This is a genomic window from Actinopolymorpha rutila (genome assembly GCF_013407855.1).
In the GTDB taxonomy this organism is placed as follows: domain Bacteria; phylum Actinomycetota; class Actinomycetes; order Propionibacteriales; family Actinopolymorphaceae; genus Actinopolymorpha; species Actinopolymorpha rutila.
Map to the genome: position 1 here is coordinate 6,105,403 of NZ_JACBZH010000001.1, position 19,747 is coordinate 6,125,149.

Annotated in this window: 21 protein-coding genes; 12 read left to right on the plus strand and 9 right to left on the minus strand. The window is 65.8% G+C overall.

The features are described 5' to 3' along the window. Window positions 1-41 precede the first annotated feature (41 nt). Both F4554_RS27350 and F4554_RS27355 read right to left on the minus strand, forming a co-directional pair. Window positions 42-431 (minus strand): hypothetical protein, encoded by a 390-nt coding sequence (locus F4554_RS27350; RefSeq protein WP_179790303.1) that lies wholly within the window; start codon window positions 429-431, stop codon window positions 42-44. A gap of 270 nt (window positions 432-701) precedes the next feature. Beyond that, a complete protein-coding gene (locus F4554_RS27355; protein WP_179790305.1) occupies window positions 702-941 on the minus strand; it encodes a hypothetical protein in 240 nt (79 codons plus the stop codon). Between the two features lie 225 nt (window positions 942-1,166). On the opposite strand from F4554_RS27355, the gene F4554_RS27360 reads away from it, so the two are divergent. Continuing rightward, the gene (locus F4554_RS27360; RefSeq protein WP_179790306.1) at window positions 1,167-1,448 is read left to right on the plus strand and encodes a hypothetical protein; all 282 of its coding nucleotides are present in this window, start codon (window positions 1,167-1,169) and stop codon (window positions 1,446-1,448) included. 83 nt (window positions 1,449-1,531) lie between these two features. Here F4554_RS27360 and F4554_RS27365 read toward each other — a convergent pair whose 3' ends face one another. Further along, entirely contained in the window at window positions 1,532-1,756 is a 225-nt protein-coding gene (locus F4554_RS27365) for a hypothetical protein (RefSeq protein ID WP_179790308.1), read from the minus strand. A gap of 571 nt (window positions 1,757-2,327) precedes the next feature. Here F4554_RS27365 and F4554_RS27370 point away from each other — a divergent pair. The 6 genes from F4554_RS27370 (at window position 2,328) to F4554_RS33300 (ending at window position 7,618) form a co-directional block, all read left to right on the plus strand. Next, window positions 2,328-2,927 carry an aminoglycoside adenylyltransferase domain-containing protein gene (locus F4554_RS27370; RefSeq protein WP_179790310.1) on the plus strand — a complete coding sequence of 200 codons (600 nt, stop codon included), beginning with the start codon at window positions 2,328-2,330 and terminating at the stop codon, window positions 2,925-2,927. Window positions 2,928-3,258: 331 nt separating this feature from the next. Further along, window positions 3,259-3,936 (plus strand): class I SAM-dependent methyltransferase, encoded by a 678-nt coding sequence (locus F4554_RS27375; RefSeq protein ID WP_179790312.1) that lies wholly within the window; start codon window positions 3,259-3,261, stop codon window positions 3,934-3,936. A 219-nt stretch (window positions 3,937-4,155) separates the two neighbouring features. Continuing rightward, on the plus strand, window positions 4,156-5,025 hold the full coding sequence (locus tag F4554_RS27380; protein WP_179790314.1) for an alpha/beta fold hydrolase: 870 nt from the start codon (window positions 4,156-4,158) through the stop codon (window positions 5,023-5,025). Between the two features lie 28 nt (window positions 5,026-5,053). Beyond that, window positions 5,054-5,752 (plus strand): alpha/beta fold hydrolase, encoded by a 699-nt coding sequence (locus tag F4554_RS27385; protein WP_179790316.1) that lies wholly within the window; start codon window positions 5,054-5,056, stop codon window positions 5,750-5,752. 699 nt (window positions 5,753-6,451) lie between these two features. After that, a complete protein-coding gene (locus F4554_RS27390; protein WP_179790318.1) occupies window positions 6,452-7,339 on the plus strand; it encodes a phosphotransferase in 888 nt (295 codons plus the stop codon). A gap of 144 nt (window positions 7,340-7,483) precedes the next feature. Beyond that, a complete protein-coding gene (locus tag F4554_RS33300) occupies window positions 7,484-7,618 on the plus strand; it encodes a hypothetical protein (RefSeq protein ID WP_272955916.1) in 135 nt (44 codons plus the stop codon). Between the two features lie 425 nt (window positions 7,619-8,043). On the opposite strand, the gene F4554_RS33865 is transcribed toward F4554_RS33300, so the two are convergent. From F4554_RS33865 to F4554_RS27415, 4 genes are all read right to left on the minus strand, one after another. Beyond that, window positions 8,044-10,359, minus strand: a complete 2,316-nt coding sequence (locus F4554_RS33865) for a prolyl oligopeptidase family serine peptidase (RefSeq protein WP_179790320.1) — start codon at window positions 10,357-10,359, stop codon at window positions 8,044-8,046. A 945-nt stretch (window positions 10,360-11,304) separates the two neighbouring features. Further along, on the minus strand, window positions 11,305-11,619 hold the full coding sequence (locus F4554_RS27405; RefSeq protein ID WP_179790322.1) for a hypothetical protein: 315 nt from the start codon (window positions 11,617-11,619) through the stop codon (window positions 11,305-11,307). 313 nt (window positions 11,620-11,932) lie between these two features. Beyond that, on the minus strand, window positions 11,933-12,823 hold the full coding sequence (locus F4554_RS27410) for an IS3 family transposase (RefSeq protein ID WP_179790281.1): 891 nt from the start codon (window positions 12,821-12,823) through the stop codon (window positions 11,933-11,935). Then, entirely contained in the window at window positions 12,820-13,134 is a 315-nt protein-coding gene (locus F4554_RS27415) for a transposase (RefSeq protein ID WP_179790280.1), read from the minus strand. The genes F4554_RS27410 and F4554_RS27415 overlap by 4 nt, the downstream gene beginning before the upstream one ends. A gap of 466 nt (window positions 13,135-13,600) precedes the next feature. Here F4554_RS27415 and F4554_RS27420 point away from each other — a divergent pair, with 466 nt between their 5' ends. The 3 genes from F4554_RS27420 (at window position 13,601) to F4554_RS27430 (ending at window position 15,627) form a co-directional block, all read left to right on the plus strand. Next, window positions 13,601-13,969, plus strand: a complete 369-nt coding sequence (locus tag F4554_RS27420; RefSeq protein WP_179790324.1) for a hypothetical protein — start codon at window positions 13,601-13,603, stop codon at window positions 13,967-13,969. A 99-nt stretch (window positions 13,970-14,068) separates the two neighbouring features. Further along, entirely contained in the window at window positions 14,069-14,737 is a 669-nt protein-coding gene (locus F4554_RS27425; protein ID WP_179790326.1) for a hypothetical protein, read from the plus strand. 344 nt (window positions 14,738-15,081) lie between these two features. After that, the gene (locus F4554_RS27430) at window positions 15,082-15,627 is read left to right on the plus strand and encodes a hypothetical protein (RefSeq protein WP_179790328.1); all 546 of its coding nucleotides are present in this window, start codon (window positions 15,082-15,084) and stop codon (window positions 15,625-15,627) included. Between the two features lie 78 nt (window positions 15,628-15,705). On the opposite strand, the gene F4554_RS27435 is transcribed toward F4554_RS27430, so the two are convergent. Continuing rightward, window positions 15,706-16,179 (minus strand): hypothetical protein, encoded by a 474-nt coding sequence (locus tag F4554_RS27435; protein WP_179790330.1) that lies wholly within the window; start codon window positions 16,177-16,179, stop codon window positions 15,706-15,708. A gap of 178 nt (window positions 16,180-16,357) precedes the next feature. On the opposite strand from F4554_RS27435, the gene F4554_RS27440 reads away from it, so the two are divergent. Continuing rightward, window positions 16,358-16,843 (plus strand): zinc finger domain-containing protein, encoded by a 486-nt coding sequence (locus F4554_RS27440; protein WP_179790332.1) that lies wholly within the window; start codon window positions 16,358-16,360, stop codon window positions 16,841-16,843. A 61-nt stretch (window positions 16,844-16,904) separates the two neighbouring features. Here F4554_RS27440 and F4554_RS27445 read toward each other — a convergent pair whose 3' ends face one another. Continuing rightward, complete coding sequence (locus F4554_RS27445) at window positions 16,905-17,375, minus strand: hypothetical protein (protein ID WP_179790334.1); 471 nt, start codon at window positions 17,373-17,375, stop codon at window positions 16,905-16,907. A 922-nt stretch (window positions 17,376-18,297) separates the two neighbouring features. On the opposite strand from F4554_RS27445, the gene F4554_RS27450 reads away from it, so the two are divergent. After that, complete coding sequence (locus F4554_RS27450; protein ID WP_179790335.1) at window positions 18,298-18,861, plus strand: phosphoribosyltransferase family protein; 564 nt, start codon at window positions 18,298-18,300, stop codon at window positions 18,859-18,861. The last annotated feature ends 886 nt before the right edge of the window (window positions 18,862-19,747 follow it).

The window sequence follows — 19,747 nt, forward strand, 5'->3', positions numbered from 1 at the left end:
CGGGCGTGGTTGGGGGCCGATTGTCGATGGAGGGGCGAGCGTCAGTGGGCGACGATTCCCAGCAGCAGGCTTAGTGCCGTTGCCACGGCGGGTGCCAGGTAGGTCGCGGTGACTGCCCTCGGGTGCGCCTTCCGGATCGGAATGCCGCTGTGTGGGGAGCGGGCGAGTGTGGCTCGGATCAGTCCCAAGGCGAGCATGTAGATCGGGAGGATCAGAATCAGAGTCAGCGTCAGAGTCCACATCAGCGGCAACCATCCAGACGCGGCTCCGGTCCGGTCCAGTACCGCGGAAACGGTGAGGACGGGCAGGGCGACCGCCCCCGCTCGAACCGGTTGAAGCCAGGCGACCAGCTCCAGCACATCTGCCGCATCCCGTGGGGGGAGTTCGCTGAGGCTGCGACCGTCGAGCTGGTCATCGATCGGTTCGATCATCCACCCCGGTTTCCTCGGCCAAAGTGCGAACCCGAGTCCGCGGTCCGTCCACATGGCTTCATTGTTGCTGACCCGCGGCTCATCCACACCGAGCCTGACGATTCGCGCGGATCGCGGCAGACGCGGTTACCGGTGACCTGACAATCACTGACCGTAGGAGTACCGCAGGTCGGCGAAGAGCAGGTGGTTGAGTCGATGGCGAAGGTGACCGGTCTTGCTCTGGTCAGGAGCCTCATCAGCTGGCAGTTGAGGGCCCGGGTCCGGTAGCGGCTACCACCACCCGCGCGCGAAGCGCCACGCCGCTTCTTTGGAGGATCCAGCAACTCGGGCCTCGATGTACCTCAGGGAAGCCTCCACGGAGACGTCCTCCCCGTGGTCGTCCATGACGCGCACCCCATCGATGCTGTCAGCTACTTCGCACACCATGTCGCCCTCGGACCACCCCACGTCGACGAGGAACGACTCTGGAGTGCTCACCTCGGGGTCAATTCGTCTCACCTCGGTAGTCACGCCCGGCACCCCGCGAAGGCGGTCCCTCACCATCCGAGCAAAGGCCTCCCCCGACGAGCCGGGCCACGGAGAGTTCCGCATGAGGACAGAGTAAGCGCAGCGAACGGCGAACTGTGATCACCCGCGCACTTGGCATGGTCGTGCTCCACCTTCGGCGGCAAATCCGTGCGTTCACAGTGACCCGCGTCGGGGCACGTCGGGCGCCGCTGGCTCTACGTTGGTCACATGCCGAACGGGAAGCCTGGGGATCATCCGCTGACGGACATCCTGGTCCACAACAACGAGGTCTTCGGGACACCGGTCGACGGCCTGGTCCGCGAGCTCGATGGCCTGGGCCTGTGGGCGAGCGCGATCGCGTCTGAGTGGCTGTACGAGCGCTACTGGGACTACCGGGAGACCCGGCAAAGGGGTGGCGAGAGCGAGGTGCGGCGCGTTCTTGAACGTTTGGAATCCTCGCTCGCGGGGGAAGTCCAGCGGCTCAAAGGTAGCCAGCCGCCTTCCTCGTGAGCAGTCATGACTGTTGGTCAGTCCCCGCGCACAATGCAGCGGGGTGGGGCGTTCGACTGTCCAATCGCGCCCCGCCGACCGCGTCAGCAACTCTCCTGAATCATGAGCAATACTCGACGGTCGGGGTCTCGGAAGTCGCCCATCTCGAACCGGCTGTAGGCCGGCGCGTTACCTTGCAGGAACCCCTCCACGCGGGCCAGGAGGGCTTCCCTATCGGCCCCCACCACCTCATCAACGTCTCGCGAATAGGCGAGCACGACACGGACGTCGGGGCGTCTCATCAACTTGCGGGCCTCCTTGGCGTCCAACGCGCTCCCCCGCATTCGCCAAGCCGTGCCGTCTGCGTCCACCCACGCGCGGTCGTAGACCGGACGTGGCCATACATTGGACAGGCCGTCCGGGCCCACCGAACTCTGGGTCACCTTCGCGGCGAATCCGTCAGCAGATCTCGACCTTCTCCCTCGCACGATGGCATCCTCCCACGGGCGAGACGCCCACGGCTTCGCGTGGCGGGCGCACTCAAATCGGCATGATCGCGGATGGCGGCATGTGCGGACGTCGGCCTGTTCCCTGTTCGCGTGCATCCGAAGTAGATCGTGCGACGTGGCTAGGACGAGATCTCCATGCGCTACCGAACGGACGACGCGGACGAGGCCCGAGCACCGTCCGCGGTCCACGTGGACCTCACCGCACTTGGTCCGGAGACCTGCCGGTGACGCCCAACGACGCTAACTCGAACGTCGGCTTGCCGAGGTCGGCGAACCGGCCAAGTCGGCATCTGTTCGGCTGGCCCGTGGCCTCTGCGATCTCCTCGGCGAGAACCTCGTTGCAATGTGGCTCTACGGGGGCCAGCTGGCTCCTGGCGGGTCGCCGTGCGACGTGGACCTGCACATCGTCGTCCGGCACGCCCCGGAAAGTCATGACCTCGAGCAAGTCAAGACAATGCACACCGCCATCTGCGCTGACCTCGCCATCCCACAGCTCGACGCCTGGTACGTCCTGCTGGACGAGGCCCGCTCCACACGGCGACCTCGGGACCTCAACCGGCCAGTCGAGGAGAACGACGAGAACTGGGCGATCAAACGGGCACAATGGTTCGCCGGCGCCTACGTCCTGATTCATGGTCTTCGGCCGGAGCAGATCGTTCCTCTCCCGGACTGGGCTGAGATCGAGGCCGAGTTGCTCGCCCAACTCAATGACGCAATCGTCCTTGATGACCACCGCCATCCCGCCGGGCTGACCCTGCGGCTCTGCCGCGTTCTGCTCAGCCTCACCACCGGGGACGTCGTCCACTTCAAGCTCGACGCCGCTGCCTGGGTACTGGACAAGCTCTCGCCCAAATCGCAGGCTCATGTCGCTGCGGCCGTACGGGTCTACCGCAGCGACCCCACTCCCGGCGATCGCTCCCTACTTGCCGAAGGAATGTCAGCCTTCCGTCGCGAGATCCGCTCAGTGGTCGAGCGCATCCCAGGGCGGTGAACTTGAGACCGAACAAACAGACTCCGCCCGACGGCGACCGACCAACGCTACGTGCATTGGAACGTCGCGGAATCGACCCCGCGGAGGATGGGATCCGCCCGAGGTCCAGGACGACCGCTGGCTACGGCCCACCTCCTGACATCGCCGACTCTTCCATTGCCACGCCTGAGGCGTCACGCCATCCTGGGTCGGGACGGGTCGCCGGCGGTTGTTGGCATAGCTGTACTTCACTGCTGTACGACCGGCGTCCGGCCGACCGGCGGCCTCCTTGCAGCCGCTCTCGCGGGAAGCTACGCGACGGCGCTCTACGATCTCGATAGCGTGGAGCGACATGGCTGGGGACCCGTACCGAGATGAAGCGTTTGTCGAGCGGTACGACATCGACAACGCCGCCAGCGACGACCACACGTACTACCGGGCGCTCGCCGCCACGATCCAAGCAAAGAAGATCATCGACCTAGGCTGCGGCACCGGGCTCCTCACTCGCACGCTCGCAACGCCAGGCCGCGAGGTCATCGGCGTCGACCCGAGCCCAACGATGCTGAACTACGCACGCCGCCAGCCCGGCGCCGAAGCCATTACCTGGATCCACGGCGACGCAACTACGCTCGCCGACGCCGCCGACGCGGACCTGGCCGTGAGCAGCGGAAACACGATGATGCACATCACCCCCGGGGACTACCCCGCCGTCCTGGGCTGCCTGGGGGCCGCACTCAGGCCCGGAGGGGTGATCAGCTTCGAAACCCGCAACCCCGAGGCCAAGGAGTGGGAGCGCTGGGACCCGGCTCAGATCTCTACCGAGCGCGACACCTCGCTCGGTCACCTCCGTGAGTGCCTCGTGTGGCGTTCCAGCCGCACCACGACCGTGCTGTACTTCCGCACCGCCGACGACATCGCCGCCGACCTCGAACGTGCCGGATTCAGCGATGTCGACGTGTGGGGCGGCTGGCAGAACGAGCCGGTCACGGCCGACTCCCGACTCCTCGTCTTCCGTGCCACAAGGCGATAGTCCCGCCACGCAAGTGTCCAGGCACGCGGGCGGCACCGAGAACGTCAGCTTGGGAAACGTGCGTCTACGTCCTGTGGACGGTCTCACGCCCGGATGGCCGGTCGTGAGTTGCCTGGAGTAGCCGCCCGACACCTCGGCTAATGGCCCGTGGGTGGCCCGCAACCTCCTGGTCGGTAGGTTCGGCGCAAGCGGCAGGATTGTGAACAGGACGGTCTGACGATGGACAGCGATGCCTCGCTTGGGGAATGTCGCCGTGCGCGGGACATGGTGGTTCGTAGCGGCGCCGTGGGGCTCGCTGTCCGGATGTGGGGCGGAGGTGCGAGGTGTGTCGTCCTGGTTCACGGCTATGGAACGAACTCGCTGTCGTGGCTTCGGCTGGTTTCTGGCCTTGAAGACGACTTCACCGTCGTTGCCTACGACCGTCGGGGACACGGGCGTTCCTCGGGTGCGGATAGCTACGCCATCGAAAACTTGGCTGGCGATGTCCGAGCGGTCGTGGATGGACTTGGCTTGGTCAGGCCAGTACTGGTCGGCCACTCGGTTGGCGCATGGGACGCGCTGGCGTTCGCGGCCGATGAACCGAACGTGGCCGGCGTGCTGTGCCTGGATCAGGCAATCGCCGTTGACGACGCGGCCTGGTCGACGACCTACCGCCCAGTCTGTGTCGAAGAGCGGTTGGCACAGCTTCGTGCGGACCCATTGTTGGCCCGGGGATATACGCAGGCTGAGGTTGACGAGCTGATCCTGGATGCGAAGCGGGCGCCGGGGCTGCAGCCTTGGAGTGCCTACGGCCCGATGGTTCGCCGAGGCATTCGCCGAGGAGGTGACGGACTGTTCTGGGTCAGACCTACCGTCGGTGATCGCCTGATGATCGAACGGGGCTGGGCAACGGTGGTGGCCGAGCCGTATGAAGCGATCTCATGCCCGGTCACCCTCGCGCTTGCAGCTCGCAACCCAGGTCCGTTTCACGATGCGCTTCGCCGACTCGCCGTCCGGCGGAAGCTCAGTGCAGTCTTGCTCGATTCCGATCACGACATACACGTGGAACGTCCAGGTGATGTCGCCGATCTGGTGCGAACACTAGGTTGATCGAGTATGCCGGTAAGTTCTGATGACTATGGAGGAAGCGGCGCGCGTTGGCAGAACAGAGTTCGCCGGTCACGGGATCTCGTACCGCGTCGTCGGGTCCGGCCCGGCTCTTGTTCTAGTGAAGCCACACGGCTTACCGAGGATTTACGACCTGATGGCGCCGTTGTCCGATCGGTACACCGTCATCCAAATCGAGCCGTTGGGCTTCGGCTGGAGCGACCGGCCGTCCGACTATCCGCTGGCCGGCGTACACGAACAGGTCCTCGCCGTCCTCAACCAGGAGGGCGTGGACAGCTTCGTCGTTTGGGGCTACTCCCAGGGTGGTGCCATGGCCCTGGCGATTGCGCAAGCCACTCCTCGCGTGACAGGGATGGTCGCGGGTGGGTGGTCACCGATGGGCGCTCCAACCGACGCCTGGATGCGCCGGGCGGACCGCGAGCAGCAGATCCCGATCGCGTCCCGAGCGTTCTGGCGCTGGTACCGGCGGTTCGACTGGTTGGACGAGCTGGCGGCGATGCAGTGTCCAAAGCTCGTGTACGCCGGCTCCGGAGATCGTCCTCGGGTGAGCGGACCACGTGGCATACCGCGCGCCCGCGACGCCCTAACTCAGCGCGGCGTCACCCTCATGGAGTTCGGCGGGCTCGACCACCGGACCTGCAACACCGAACCGGCTCTGTCAAATAGCGTCGTTCCAGCCGTCCTCGATTGGCTCGACAATTGCCGCTGAAGGCATCGGGGACAGGGAACAGGGCGGGGTCCTGCTTTTGAGTCCACATGTCTGAGAGAGGCTCCTCTGCCGTCGGTCGAACAGCTTGACCGCACCCGGGTTCTGCACAGGGCTGCCAGGCTCGACGCGTCGACCGCGAGGCTTGGCCTTGCAGCCCTGTGCAGGTTCCGGGTACGCCGCTTGCGGTGGCCGTCCGATGGCAGAGGAGTCGGCTCCCCTGCCGGAGAGAGGACCGGGAGGTTCGGAGGGCGGAGCCCTCTGAGGTCTTCGTTGAGTGTGTCACCACCGGCTTCCGCCCGGCGAGCCCGAGGACGGCGCCCCGGCGCCGCCCGCAGGGCGGCCGGGCGGTTGCGCCGCGTCAGCGGCGCCTTGATGTAGGAAAGCCGGAATCAGCAATGCAGAGTTACGGAGGCGTGTCCTGTCCCGGTAGGTGCTTGACGAGGCAGGTTCAGACGGTGCTTGACGCTGTGCCATCATGCTTGCCAGTCGGGGCCACTCAATGCTCTACATCGTCCCGCCCGCCAGGGCGAGCGTGCGCCCACGGATCGGGCCGAGGATGGCGGGAGCGTGGGACCCAGCGTCCGGGATCAATGCTGTCAGATGGCTTCGGAGGGCGGGTTCGAGCCATTGTCGTAGGCTCACCGATCCGGCTGGCGAATGGTCTCGTAGCAGTTCCTGTTGGTAGAGGGAGCATGGTCTGTGAGCGGTTCGATGGATGCGGAGCAACTGGTCGGGGTGGCTAACGATCAGCGGGGCTACGGGCTGACGCTGGTTGGCGAAGCCGAGCAGGGCGAGACCTCCGGCGCGGCCTACGTGCGCTGGCCCGACGGTCGCGAAGGAGTGATCACCAGGACGAACGCGCCACTGGCGCAGATGCAACAGACCGCTCGCGTAGTGGAGTCCTTGCGTCGTAGAGGACTACCGGTACCGCGGCAGGAGCCAATCCGCCTCGACGACGAATTCTGGACCGTCCTGATCCTGCAGGAACGCCTGCCCGGCAGCCCACCGAAGGTCGCCAATGGTCCGGTTATCGAGGCCATGCTGGCTATGAACGAACACTTCATAGGCGCACTCGCCGATCGCCCTGACGTACCCCTCCGACAACTGTGGCTGCAGCGCAGCAACCCCGACTACCCGCGACACGACCTCTTAGCCGGCTACGACAACAGGACCCGGCGGATGCTCGACCTGATCCGTGACGTCGGCAACGACGGACCCGACGAACTGACCGGCGACGATCTTGTCCATCCTGACTACACGCCGCCTAACGTCCTCTTCGACAAGACCGGTCAGATCAGCGGCATCGTCGACTGGAACGGCGGAGTCGCTCGCGGCGACCGATGCTTCGCCCTCGTCGGACTCCGCGCCGACCTCACCCTGGGCGCCTGGATGCAGGCGAACCACCCGCAGGTCCACCAAGAAGCCATCGATCGCCTCGACAACTACCTCACCCGTGTACTCGACCCGACACTGATGCGGCGCTATTGGGCACACTGCACACTCCATCGCCTCCACTGGACGATCACCTTCAACAATACCGAGGCAATCGACATGGCCCTGCGCCTGGGCAACCTCTACCTCCGCTGAATCGGAAGCCACCAACGCAGGCGGAGTCGCGGTGCATCTGCCCTCCCAACCCGGGCCGAACCCGCCCCGTTTGCGATCTTGTAGTTGGTCACTGCCCATTAGCCGTTGCTGTACATGGCTGCTGTACCGATAACGTCCGGCGACATGCCTACGGACCCGTATCGGGATGAGCAACTCGTCGAGCTGTATGACATCGACAATGCTCCCGGCGACGACCACACCTACTACCGGTCACTCGCCGACGCGATCGAAGCCAAGAAGATCATCGACCTCGGCTGAGGCACGGGGCTTCTCACCGCGCACTCGCAACGCCGGGCCGTGTGGTGATCGGCGTCGACCCGAGCGCCACAATGCTGGGCTACGCACGCCGCCAGCGGGGAGCCGAAGCCGTCACCTGGATCCACGGCGACGCCACCCTGCTCGACGGCCGCGGCGACGCGGCGCAGGCCGTGCCGCCTTGCGAGCAGGCGGCTCACTGTCGTCTTGCCGGCAGCAGCTGGACCACCGATCCAAAGACCATGCGACAGGTCTTCCACTGGCTCCTCCAAACGCGCCGTCTACCTGAGTGTGACCCGGCGGCGAGGCTCACGCATCACGTGGACACGACGATGGGTCGGTCGGCGTCGCTGATCACGTGGTGCCCGGTGTCCGGAGATCACTGGCACAAGGCATGCGCTACGTAACGGCGCTTGGATCAGTGTGTCTTAGCCGCTGAGGTGTCGGTCGAGGAAGTCGAGTACGCGATGGAGGGCGTCGACGGCGTTGACTCGTGACCATTCGTAGGGCACGTGTCCTTCGCCGTCGTAGATGGCCAGTTCGACGTCCTGGCCGAGGCGCTTCAATGCGTTGTAGAGCATTCCGGCGTCATCGACGTGGCACATGTCGTCGTCAGCGCCGTGGATCAGCAACAGGGGCGTCTGGATGCGGTCGGCTTGGTGGTAGGGCGAGTTGTCGTGATAGCGCTGTGGCGCTTTCCACGGGTGGGCGCCCATGCGGGCCTGACCGGTTTCGAAGTACCAGTACATCGAGGTGGTTGTGCCGGTTGTGAGCCTGCTGTAGCTACTGGTCAGGTCGTACATGCCCTGGAGTGCGACGGCGGCGGCGAAGGCGTTGGTGGCGCTGATGGTCGCGGCCGTTCCGTATCCGCCGTAGGAGTGTCCCGACAAGGCAACCCGTTCGAGATCGATGTAACCGAGCTCCGCCGCGTGGTAGAGCTGCGGAACGAGGACGGCGGCGAGTTCTGCCCGCGGGTTGCCTGCTTGGCCGTCGGGGCCGATGGGCGCCTCCGCGAGCAGGACGGCGTAGCCGCGGTCGAAGAACGGGGTGAGCGGCAGGCACGATGGCATTCCGCCGCCGAACTGGTTTGAGCGGTGGGAGACACGGCCTCCCGGGTAGCAAAACATGATGGCGGGCAGGTGATCTCCCCGGCGGACCCCGGCCGGCAGGAGTACGGCGGTCGTGGCATCGGCGAAGGTGCCGTCGTGTTGTGGGACACGGGTCTGGAATGTGTCGACTTCGCCTAGTCGTACGCCGGACAGGAGGGGGTTGACGGTCGTCAGCTGCCGCTCCCGGTGGCCCTCACTGTCCAGGATCCACAGGTCTCGTGGATGCCGGAAGTCTTCGTAGGCCGCTACCAGACTGCGGTGGTCGGGGGTGGCACCAACGGTGTCCAGCTTGGCGGGTCCCTGCCACGATCTGGTGATCGTGGCGGTTGTGGTGTCGACGCGGAGCAGGACAGGCTCAGTCGTCGATGGGTTCCGCATCTGAACAGCGATTGCACCTGGCTGGGGCTCCCATGCGACAGCGTGACTTTGCCGAACCACGTATGGATCTGCCAGGTCGGTCGGCGGGGCGATGACAGTATGCGGGCTGCCGTCGAGCGGGACCACCCCAAGCTGGTGGGGAACCGGATTATGGTCTGTGGTTGCCTGTTCGCCCTTCCCAATCCCGATGATCAGCGACGTGCACGTTCGGGTAAGAAGTAGTGGCGTGACAGTCAAGGTGTCCAGCGAAGGCGCCAACCGTCGCGGCTGGCCGGGCTTGTCGTCGATCTCGACGGTCCACAGGCGGCCCTGGTCGATCCAGAACAGTTGATCCCGTGTCGGGTGCCAGATGTAGGTATCGAGGTAGTAGCCGGGTGGGGACTCCGACTGGGCGATGTGGCTGGCAACGACCGCGGCGTGACCGCCTGCCGTCGACATCAGTAGCAGGTCATGGAAGCACCCCGACGTGGGCGCATCTTCGGACTGATCCTGCAGGGCAACGGACAGATACGACACCCACCTGCCGCTGGGTGACACCTGCGCGGCACTCGGCCTTGGCGTGGCATCCGCGGCCACCAGCACCCGAACGCTCCCGTCGGCGATGTTGATCGCGGCGATCGTAGCGTTGTTCTCACGGAGGTAATGCTCGTTGAGCTCGACAATGGAACCGGTGTCGTCGGGCTCGTCCCTGCTGCGGTAGACCCGTGCCGTCGGCCGACCTTCAGCCGGGGAGGCGGCTTCCTCCCCGTCGGTGCCCTCCTCATCCGGGGCCACCGGCACGAGAACCTCGCTGCCGTCCGGCACCCACTGAGGCTCATCCCCAACCCACAGTTTGGCCTTGACACCTACCTTGCTCACCAGCCGGCTCGTCCCGCTCGCCACGTCATGCACCCACAGGTTCGGGCTGCCCCCGGCATCGGAGTAGAACGCCACCGTCTGCCCGTCCGGCGACCACGACGGGTGCCAGGAGTTAGCGCCATCCGGGCCGACCTGCACCGTGCCCCCACCATCGAGGTCGACGTAGTGAACCATCTGCCCGACCGCACAGGCCGGAGTCCCGGACGGCAGGAAACGAGGCTGCCCTGCCGGCGCCGTCTCTGGCGGAGTGTGCACCTGGAACACCACTCGCCGACCTAACCGATCCAGCGAGAACCGTCCCTCGCCGGCCGTTGCCAATTCCGGCCGCCCAAACGCCACCTCCGGCGACATCGAGCCGGTCACTTCCGCCGCCGTACTCGACTCCCTGGGCACCGTCACGTCTCCTCCCACCCCGTTACATGATCGGCAGTCAATGCTGCCAGCGCAGGAATCCACCCCACCACCGGTCGCCGAGATCGGCCGTCCAATCGAGCCACCTCGGTTGGGCAACGGCTCCTCCCGCCCTCACCGTCCGCTCGTCAACGTCGAGGCTTGGACCTCTGCCGTGCGCACCGCCTGAGCTGGCGGCGCTGGATGGGGCGTCGACCAGGCGGGGTAGCCCAGCCTCGGCAGCGATCCTCCCCCGGCGTCACCCGCATGGCAGACGCGGGCCCGAGAAGCGCGGGCGGCGAAGCGGATCGCTTGAGGATGGGTCAAGGGAACTGGCCACTCGCGCGATTGCCCGGTAACTGGAGGGCGCCACACCGGTCACGCCCGGCCGGTGCAGGAACCGCTCGCAGTCTCGCTGGCGCTCCGCAGCTTGTAACCGGCACCCATTCAGCGCCCCGACCGCCTTCCTTTCGCGTCGGGTTGCTCGGAGGCGGCGGGGTGGGAGGACTCGAACCTCTTCATCATCAGATCCAAAAGGCGATGCGCAGCTTCAACATGCCGCTGACCTGCGACAACGTTGGCCGAACGAGTGTCTGAAGTGTCCTCCGTGGCCCTTCAAGACTCCGTTTCATGGGCAGACTCATGGGCAGCGGCCCCGCCACCATCCCGCCCTGGGAACACGCCCGGCCGCCTGATCCGGAGGCCCGCAACACCTGGATCGCTCGTCCATGAGGTCGTTAGTCTCGTGTTTGTCGTCGCCTGGTGTCGCGGCTAGCTGGGTGCGCGTGAGGCGAATCGGAGCGACGCATTACGAGGCAGCACGGAGGCTGTTTGGGCGTGGTTGGCTGGCATCGTTCAGGCGTGGGTCGGGGCGCTTGAGTGGGTGCTGAACGGGCTCGAACGAGTGGGAATTGAGACCACAACTGAGACCACGCCGGGCCAAGCTGAGGCCAGCTACTCGAGCGGCCGGCACGCCTCGATCAAGGCGCCCAGCGATAGCTCGCAAGGGTTGAGGTCGGTCTCCGGCGACAGTGGTGCGGTCGCTGCACTGATGTACTCGGCCAGCGTGTTGCGCAGCGCTTCCGGTTCGACGTTGCAGGTGCTCGCTACTTCGATCCTGCCGTCAGCAGTCGCGCACAGCTGGAGCCGGCGGCCGGCCGCATCCCACAGCTGGTACTCGTCGTCCAGGACGGCGACCCACTCGACATATCCGGTGAGCTCGGCCTCTGAGTCGAACACACCAACCCAACTGCCGCGGTCGACGGCCACGAGTGGAAGGTTCAAGGCACTCACCTCCTACGCTGCTGACGATGGCTTGATCATGGCACCCACAAGGGTGGCTCGGACCCAAGACAGCACACGCGCAGGGGTCGGGCGCAGCATCCCGGACCGCTTGTGGACCGACCCGCTCCATGCCATCAACGGGCGCGATGGTCGACGAGTGGTGTTTGCGCAGCTCAGCGGGTTGCTAGTGATCATGGCCGGATCGGTCTGGCCGGCCTGGTTGCTGTACTTGTCTGCTGTACTGGGGCACTGCGCCGTTGGAGTTGCCCCGCGTTGACGGACAGGTTTGATGGCTTGGTCAAGCTGTCTGCTCGGTGAGTTGGTCTTGGTTGGCGTGTTCGAACTCGGTGGGTGTTTGGTAGCCGAGGGCGGAGTGGAGTCGGGTGTTGTTGTACCAGGCGATGTAGTCGACGATGGCGTGTCGGGCGTGTGCTCGGGTTGGCCAGGGCTGGGTGTTGAGGCATTCGCCCTTGAGCGAGGCGAAGAACGATTCGGCCAGGGCGTTGTCCCAGCACTGACCGGTGCGGCCTACCGACAGCCTGACGTCGTAGTCGGCGGCCAGGTCGGCGAACTGGGCCGAGGTGTACTGGCAGCCCCTGTCGGAGTGGAAGACCACGCCGGCGTCGGGGTCGCGGGCCGCGACGGCGTTGGTCAGGGCGTCGGCGACCAGGCTGGTGCGCAGGTGGTCGGCGATCGCTTGGCCGACCACTTTGCGGGAGGAGATGTCGATGACGGTGGCCAGGTACAGCCAGCCCTGCCAGGTCGGCACGTAGGTGATGTCGCCACACCAGCGGCTGTTGATGGAGGCGGCGTCGGCGGTGAAGTCCCGGCGGATCAGGTCCGCCCGGATGGCCGCGTCCGGGTCGGCGATCGTGGTCTTCTTCCACCGTTTCGGTGTCCGCCCGGCCAGCTCGGCCTGTCGCATCAGCCGGGCCACCCGCTTCCTGCCGTGCCGCCTGCCGGACCGGCGCAGTTCGGCGTGGATGCGGGGAGCTCCGTAGCGGCCCTTGGACGCGGTGTGCAGCTGCGTGATCTGCTCGGTCAGCTCGGCGTCTTCGCGCGCACGAGGACAAACCCGGCTGGTGCGGTGGGCGTAGTAGGCGGCACGGGAGACCTCCAGCAACTCACACGCCCGCTTGACGTTGTGGTCGCCGGCCTTCTCCGCCTCGATGAACGGGTAGACGTTCACCGGGTCTCCTTCGCGAAGAAAGCCGTTGCCCGCTTGAGGATCTCCACATCCTCCTTCAGCCGCCGGTTGTCCCGACGCAGCTGGGCAAGCTCCTCCCGCTCGACGCTGGTCAGCCCACCGTCGACCCGATCCCCGGTGTCGCGTTCGGCCTGCTTGACCCAGTCCCGCACCGCGGTCTCGGTCAGATCGAAGTCCGCAGCGACCTGACCGACCGTCCGGTCACCCTGCCGGCACAACTCCACGATCTCGGCCTTGAACTCCGGCGTGAACGAGCGACGCGGGCGCGGCTTCTTCTTGCCCATGCTCTCCATGGTCCGACATCCTTCCCCAGGGCAGAAACCCTGATCTTGGATGTCCGTCAAGCCGGGTCAGCTCCAGGTGGCGACAACAACAGCCAGATGAGCAGGGCTGTCATGCCTCCGAGCATCAGCCCCGTCAGAGTGCGAAGCACGGGTCGTCTGTAGATCACTGGGGCGACCGGATAGGCCGCGATAGCCGCGCGGGTGCGGGAGCGCATTGCGAACACGAACGTCGTTCCTATCGTCTCGTCATGCTTGGATCTACGAAGGACAGTCTGCGGGGTGCGCACCTGGCCAGATGGCGAACCGCGCCGTGTTGAAACAACCGGATCTGCCGCGATGCGCGCGCTCTTGCCGTTGATGGTGCATGGCTGCGTATGCGCACGGCTTGACACTGAGGGGCCGGTAATCCGGGGCGGCGCCGTGCTGAGGTCATTAGGCTGGAAGAATGTTCTCCGGACCACCTGAGGATCCAGCCGTGGCTGGCGTCGAGGAGATCCTTGATGTGGCCGCGTCCATCGGTTCAGGTGCGGGTCGACCGCTCGAGGCCCGACCGATCGCCACCCATGCCTTGTGGATCTGCGCGTGCGTCACATCATCCGGGGATGCGCCAACTTGGCTGATCTATGACACCGACGAGGGCCGAATCGTTTGGCGCAGGGTCCAGGACCGCGTCGCACCGCTTGATCTTGTCGACGCACGACTGAGTGCAGGCGGACATGCCGACCCAGCTGAAGTCCTGCGCTGGCTGGAGCGCAAGGCACCTGACCCCTGGGCCCGCGGCGGCGCCGGCTCGGGCGATGCAGCCGTGATGGAGGAGTTAGGGCGCAAGCTTCGCTGCCCGTGACCCAAGGCTTCCTAGCCGGTCACGCGCCAGTTCACCAAGTGAACGTCCGCATCTGCCGCGGAGAGTGATGCGCGCCCATGCCGATGGCAGACTGTCCGGATGGTCGCCGCCGTCTACTACTTCGCCACTCCGGACGATCACGCGAAACTGCTCGACTACATCGGTGAGCCGGTGAAGGCGAGCCTTCACCCGTGGCCACTGGTTGACTCTCCGCCCACTGTGCTGACACGGGACCAGGCGTTGACCATGCCCCAAGTGATGGTCGTGCATCGTGATTTCGGCCCACCGTCGGTCATTCGACCGGGCGACCCTGCGATGACTGAGCCCACCAAGGCCAGCCTCTTCAATCGAGTCAACTGGGACCGCTTACGGCCCGCTGCCCGGCAGGGCTTGGTGGACTCCAACGCTTCGCCGGTCCTCTTCTGGTCGCCCGGTCGAATGACCGACTCGGACATCGGGGTCAGCAAGATCGGTTCGCAGGCCGATGCGATGGGCGCAATCTCGGCTGACTACGAGCGCTGGACGAACAGGGTCATGGGCTGGATTCGCCGCAAGGGTACGAAGGTCTGGGGGCTGGAGCAGAGCGCAGTGCGGGCAGACCTCGATCTGCAGCTCTCCTTCGTAAACACCGTCTATGCCTTGCCGCACGCACTTACAGCGCTCAAGGCGCCGCTGACGCGGCGCAACCGCCCGGCCGCCCTGCGGGCGGCGCAGGGGCGCCGTCCTCGGGCTCACCGGGCGACACAACGGTCAGGGAGCCGTGGCTGAGGTGGTCGCCGGACCGACAGGCTTTACCCACCTCCCTCGGGTCGGGTCCCTAAGACCGGGGGACCGCCTCGGGCCACAACGGGCAGGCCAAGAACCCGCCCGAGCCGCGGAAGCGTACGGCCCCCCGGTCTCCGCGACCCGAGTCAGGACACCAGCCAAACCCTGCCGCTCCTTGAGTCTGGCCGCCGGCTTCCTGCGTGGCTACACTCCAGCAACTCGCATCACGAGGGGGAGCCGTGGCGCCTGTGACTACCGCTAGAGATCATTCGGCTAGCGTCTCGGACCAACGGGCGCGCAGGTCACGCAGGCGCGCGACCTGGATCGTGCGGGGCATCGTCCTGGTCGTGATCGTCGTCGTCGCGGTGTGGCTTGTGTACTCGTCGCTGTACTCGCCATTGTCCACGGGAAGCTTCTTGGCTCCGGAAACTCGCTCGGTCAAAGCGTTGACCGACGGCGTGGCACCGACCCGCTACATCGTGGTCGCACCAGCTGGGCAGCGCGGCAGGATCGCCTACGACCTGGCGAACGATGGCAGGTTTCCCGTTCGTATCGACGGACTGGCATCTGACCACGCCTACGGCATCACGGCTGTGGGCTGGGTGCCGGTCCCCGGCAACGGTGAGCTGATGGGCGGCCACGCGAGCGATGTCCGGCCGTTCCCCGTCACGATCAAGCCAGGCGAGTGGGTCGTGGTCTGGGTGACGGTGACAAAGCCGCACTGTCAGGCGGGGCAGATCACCACCATCGAAGAAGTTCCACTGAGGTGGTCGGCGCTCGGACGTCACCACGTCTACAAGCTCACGCTCGCCGACACTGCCGGGGGCATACGCGAGATAGCGCTCTGCCATCCCCGAGAGGCGCTTAAGCACCTCGAGTTCCCGGAAAGCTAGATCGCCCCTGCTCCAACGCGACGCCGATTCGCGCTCAGCACGCGGACCGCGAGGTTCCTTTGCAAGGCAGTGGGTCGGCTACCGGTACGGCCGGTACGTCACCTTGTGACTTTGGCGACGCCATCCAGGCACCGGGACGCAACCGCGTGGGCCTTCGTAGCCCGTCTCGTGAGTGGTTGACCCATCGGCGTAGATCACCTCGACTCGAGATCGGCTCGGGCCGAACACCTCGCTGACCCGGCCGGCGACCACGGCGCGGACGGTTGACTCTATGAACTCCACGGCCTGGTCGTCTCGTTCGTCGATCTCCCAGAAGCCGCCCGGACCTTGACCAGCTTCCAGCTGGAGGCCCGAACCGAAGTCGATCCAGGTCGCTGGCAGCGCGTCCGCACGAACAGGGATCAGGTCGGTCACCATGCCGGCATCCTCAACCCACCGGCGGCGGACGGTGGCGGCGGACCCGAGTTCGCGTTCAAGCTGCTCCCCGAAGGCACGCAGTCGCAGTCCGATTGCGTCGTCCATCCACGAGGCCGTCGCCTCTCCGGTTCCCATGCCCGGACGATAGTCCGTCGGCGTACAGCAGCGAGTACAGCAACGCCAACGACCAGAGCCGACCCGTTCCGGTCCGACCCGAGGTCTCGGGGATGGCGATCATGGCCGGTCGACGTGCACGATTGCGGTCCCCGCGCACGGGGAGTCCGGCTGGACGGAACCATCGAGGACGGTGCCCATGCCCAGCGAACCATCCCAGCCCGTCTGGTGGCGACGGCGACCTACCGCCGTCACGGCTCTGCCGCCCGGTTGGGAACTAGTCACTGCTCGGCTCGTCGACGGCGAGGACGAGATCATGCATGGCGCGCAGCTCGTCGACGGTGAGGACGAAACCCTTCTTGGCGCGCAGCTCGTCGACGGCGGGGGGTCCATCCTTGCGGCAATCGCACCGATGATCAGGATCGACAAGAACGACCCGACCTACGCCGCCATTGAAGACAACGACGTTGGCGTGATGGTCCGTGACGACCTTCTGCCAGACGACATCCCCAACCTCAAAGAAGTCTTCGCGGCGCTCGGGATCGACCCTCCACCAGGATCCACAACCGCCGCCCTTCTTTGGCCATGCCCGTACTGCCACGTGGGCATCGGCAAGTGGTGCGAGACGACGAGCAGACGCCGCTCAGACAAGTTGCACCGTGCACGGTTCGATAAGAACGGCTGATGCATCGGGCCGATAGCCGGGGCAAGTGAGGTATGCCTGCCCCTACGGATCACAGGGTCGGTCAAGTCATCGTCGATGTGGCGTCCGACGGTAGGACAGCGAGGACAACTCGCCGGACCTCAGCGGTAAACCCGATGTTGTAGGACTCGCAATGGACGAGATTGGGAGGCTGGAAGTCCAGGGCGCGGACCTCTCGGCCGACGCCGGCCGGAACATCCTCGACCGGCTCCTCATCCCAGGCCACAACTCGCGCCCCGTGCACGTCGAGGCGCGCTACTGGAGTGTCGCGGAACTCCGTCGGCAGCCAGTCCGAATCCCACCGGAACCAGAGGGTGAGTCGCCGTAGCTCCGGCTCGACCTCGATCCTCAACAGATCCATGTCATGGAAGTGCAGCACCTTGCCGTCAAGAAGGTCCGGCTCGTAGGCAGAGGCCCCGGGTTCCGTCCACGGCCGGCAGCCCTCGAAAATCACAGCAGGCTCATCCACGACCACAGCATCCACATGCGCAGCCGCCATCGCCACACGGGCCACCGGGCAACCCGCGTGCAACCACCAGCGAGACACCATCCCGGATGATCTTGGACTATCGGTGGACGCGCGAGCCGTCCTGGCCGCGTAAACGAGTCACCTGCGGTCAGGTCTGGACGAGTGAGGATGGGTTCCTAATTCGTGTGTCTCGGCGGGGGGTCGTCCAGGAATCGCATGCGGGGCGTGGAGTCTCGCGCTTGGCGCAAGCCGATGTGCGTTTGTACAGCTGGCGATAGGAGCAGTACGACCTGGGCGATCGGCCTCAGCAGAACCAGGGCGATGACCGCCATCTCGGCCGGCGTCATCGGGGGACCAATGGGACCACTGATTGAGGCGCCACCAATGTGGAGGAGGGCAGTGACGATCGGAAGAATGATCACAAGCGGCAGGGCATGGAGCACTAGCAGGCCCACCCACGCGCCTCGGCTGCGATGCCACACCAGCCACGCGAACCAGGTTCGGAAGATTGCCGCAGAGATCATTCCCCAGACGTGTCCGCCCATCGCGGCCTCGCGAGTGCCAAGGAGTATCCACTCCAGGAGCACATAGGCCACCAGCAAACGCCCCGGCGAGCCATTCCAGGTCCGGCGTACGTTCATAGCGACGCCCCTTCTACGGCAAGCCACCATGGTCACGCCCCCGCAGGTGCGCATCAGGATACGGCTTCGCCGGAGTCCCGTCGGCCATCCTCGGCCCATAACTCGAGGGTCTCGGGCGGCTACACCGGGCCCATCACGGCCAGCGGTCATCCCTGCGACGTTGCTAACGCGCTTGCTAACGCGGGCCCTAGACCATCATGGTCACTGGGGACCGACCTGCCCTGAGCTGAGCCTGCACCGAGCGGCCATGGACCCACCTGGACGGCCTTCCCAGCATTCCCAAGCTGAGGATCGATCACTACGGATCATGGGGCATCCTCACAGTCATGGCGGATGGCGTCCTCACGGGTACAGAGCTGCGCGAGCGTCTCCAGCGCACGTTCGAGTGGCTCGGTGATCGCACCGACTACACGAGTTGGGCGAACGTGACCAGCTGGTGGCGCGACCCTGAGCTGTTGCGGGCGCTCGGTCCTGCCCTGGCCGACCAGTTCAACGACACGGATCCAACCGTGGTCCTCGGGCTGCAGTCTCGGGGCTGTCTCCTCGGCGCCCTGGTCGCCTGCCACCTTGGTGTGGGGCTGGTCGAGGTCCGCAAGAACGAGGAGCCCGCCGCCCACAGTGAGCGGCTGTGGCAGCGCACGACACCACCGGACTACGAGGACCGGCACCTGACCTTGGGGTTCCGGCGCGACCTGATGGCCAGCAGCGATCGCGTCCTGCTCGTCGACGACTGGATCGCCACCGGCTCCCAAGCACTCGCCTGCCACCAGCTCGTCGGTGACGCCGGAGCGACCTGGCTCGGCACCTCGGTCATCGTCGACTGCCTCGAACGACCCGAGCTACGCCGCCCACTCAACCTGCGCGCCATCCTTCACGCCCGCGACCTCTAACAGAGCGTCCCGCCCGGCGATGCCCCTGACGTGGCCCCGAACGGCCGTCACCAACCCTCAACAACCCACACCCACCAGGAACAGTCCACAGTCAGCGAGCCGGAATCTGTGAAATGACCTTCCTACAAATACCCACTCGTAATGCGTAGCTCCACGGCTTCGACTTCACTCAGTTCCATGGTTCTGCTCGGGGGTTCTCGTCTAGTCGGCGAGCAGCAGCATTACAGATGAGTTGGCCGACCTCCTGGTGACCCGGCATCGTCCAGCCGATGCCCCAAGTTGTCAGGTAGGCCTCATAGCACTCTTTGGCCACCTCCCGCCAGGTACCCGTCTTACGCCACCGCCTGATCGTTTCGGCTTGCTCCGCGTTCATCCGTTCAGACACTCTCTGTACGAATTCGGCATTAGAGAGGTCTTCCCACCACACGGCGATTTCGGGGCGTGCTTGCCTCGCAGCTGCCACATCCCTCGCCGCCTCAGCCGCAGCCTCGTTGATCTGTCGCCGCAGGTCGTCCCCACTTTGCTCAGGGTCCATGAGCACATGATCGCTCCTTTTGGAGGATCGCCGCCAGCCCCTCGTACGGCAGCGAAGCACGGCCACGCCACCGGCCGGTGGTGACGAATGCCGACCGGAGATATGGCGAGGCGCACCACTGAGCGATCGCCACCGATCGGTGCGCCGTTAGTTCCCATCGAGGAGGTCTGGCGTGCCATCCACATGCCATTAGCCGGGGCCAGAGGGTGCCGGCGAGGTCACTGCAGGCCACCAACCGCCGTCAGCAGGCCCCGTACGCGCTCCAATCTCTACGATTCCCAAGCTGCCAGTCTCCGTGCCCTCCGCGTGCCCCAAGCCAAGGTTGATCTTGGTCCGTGGCGGTGATCCACG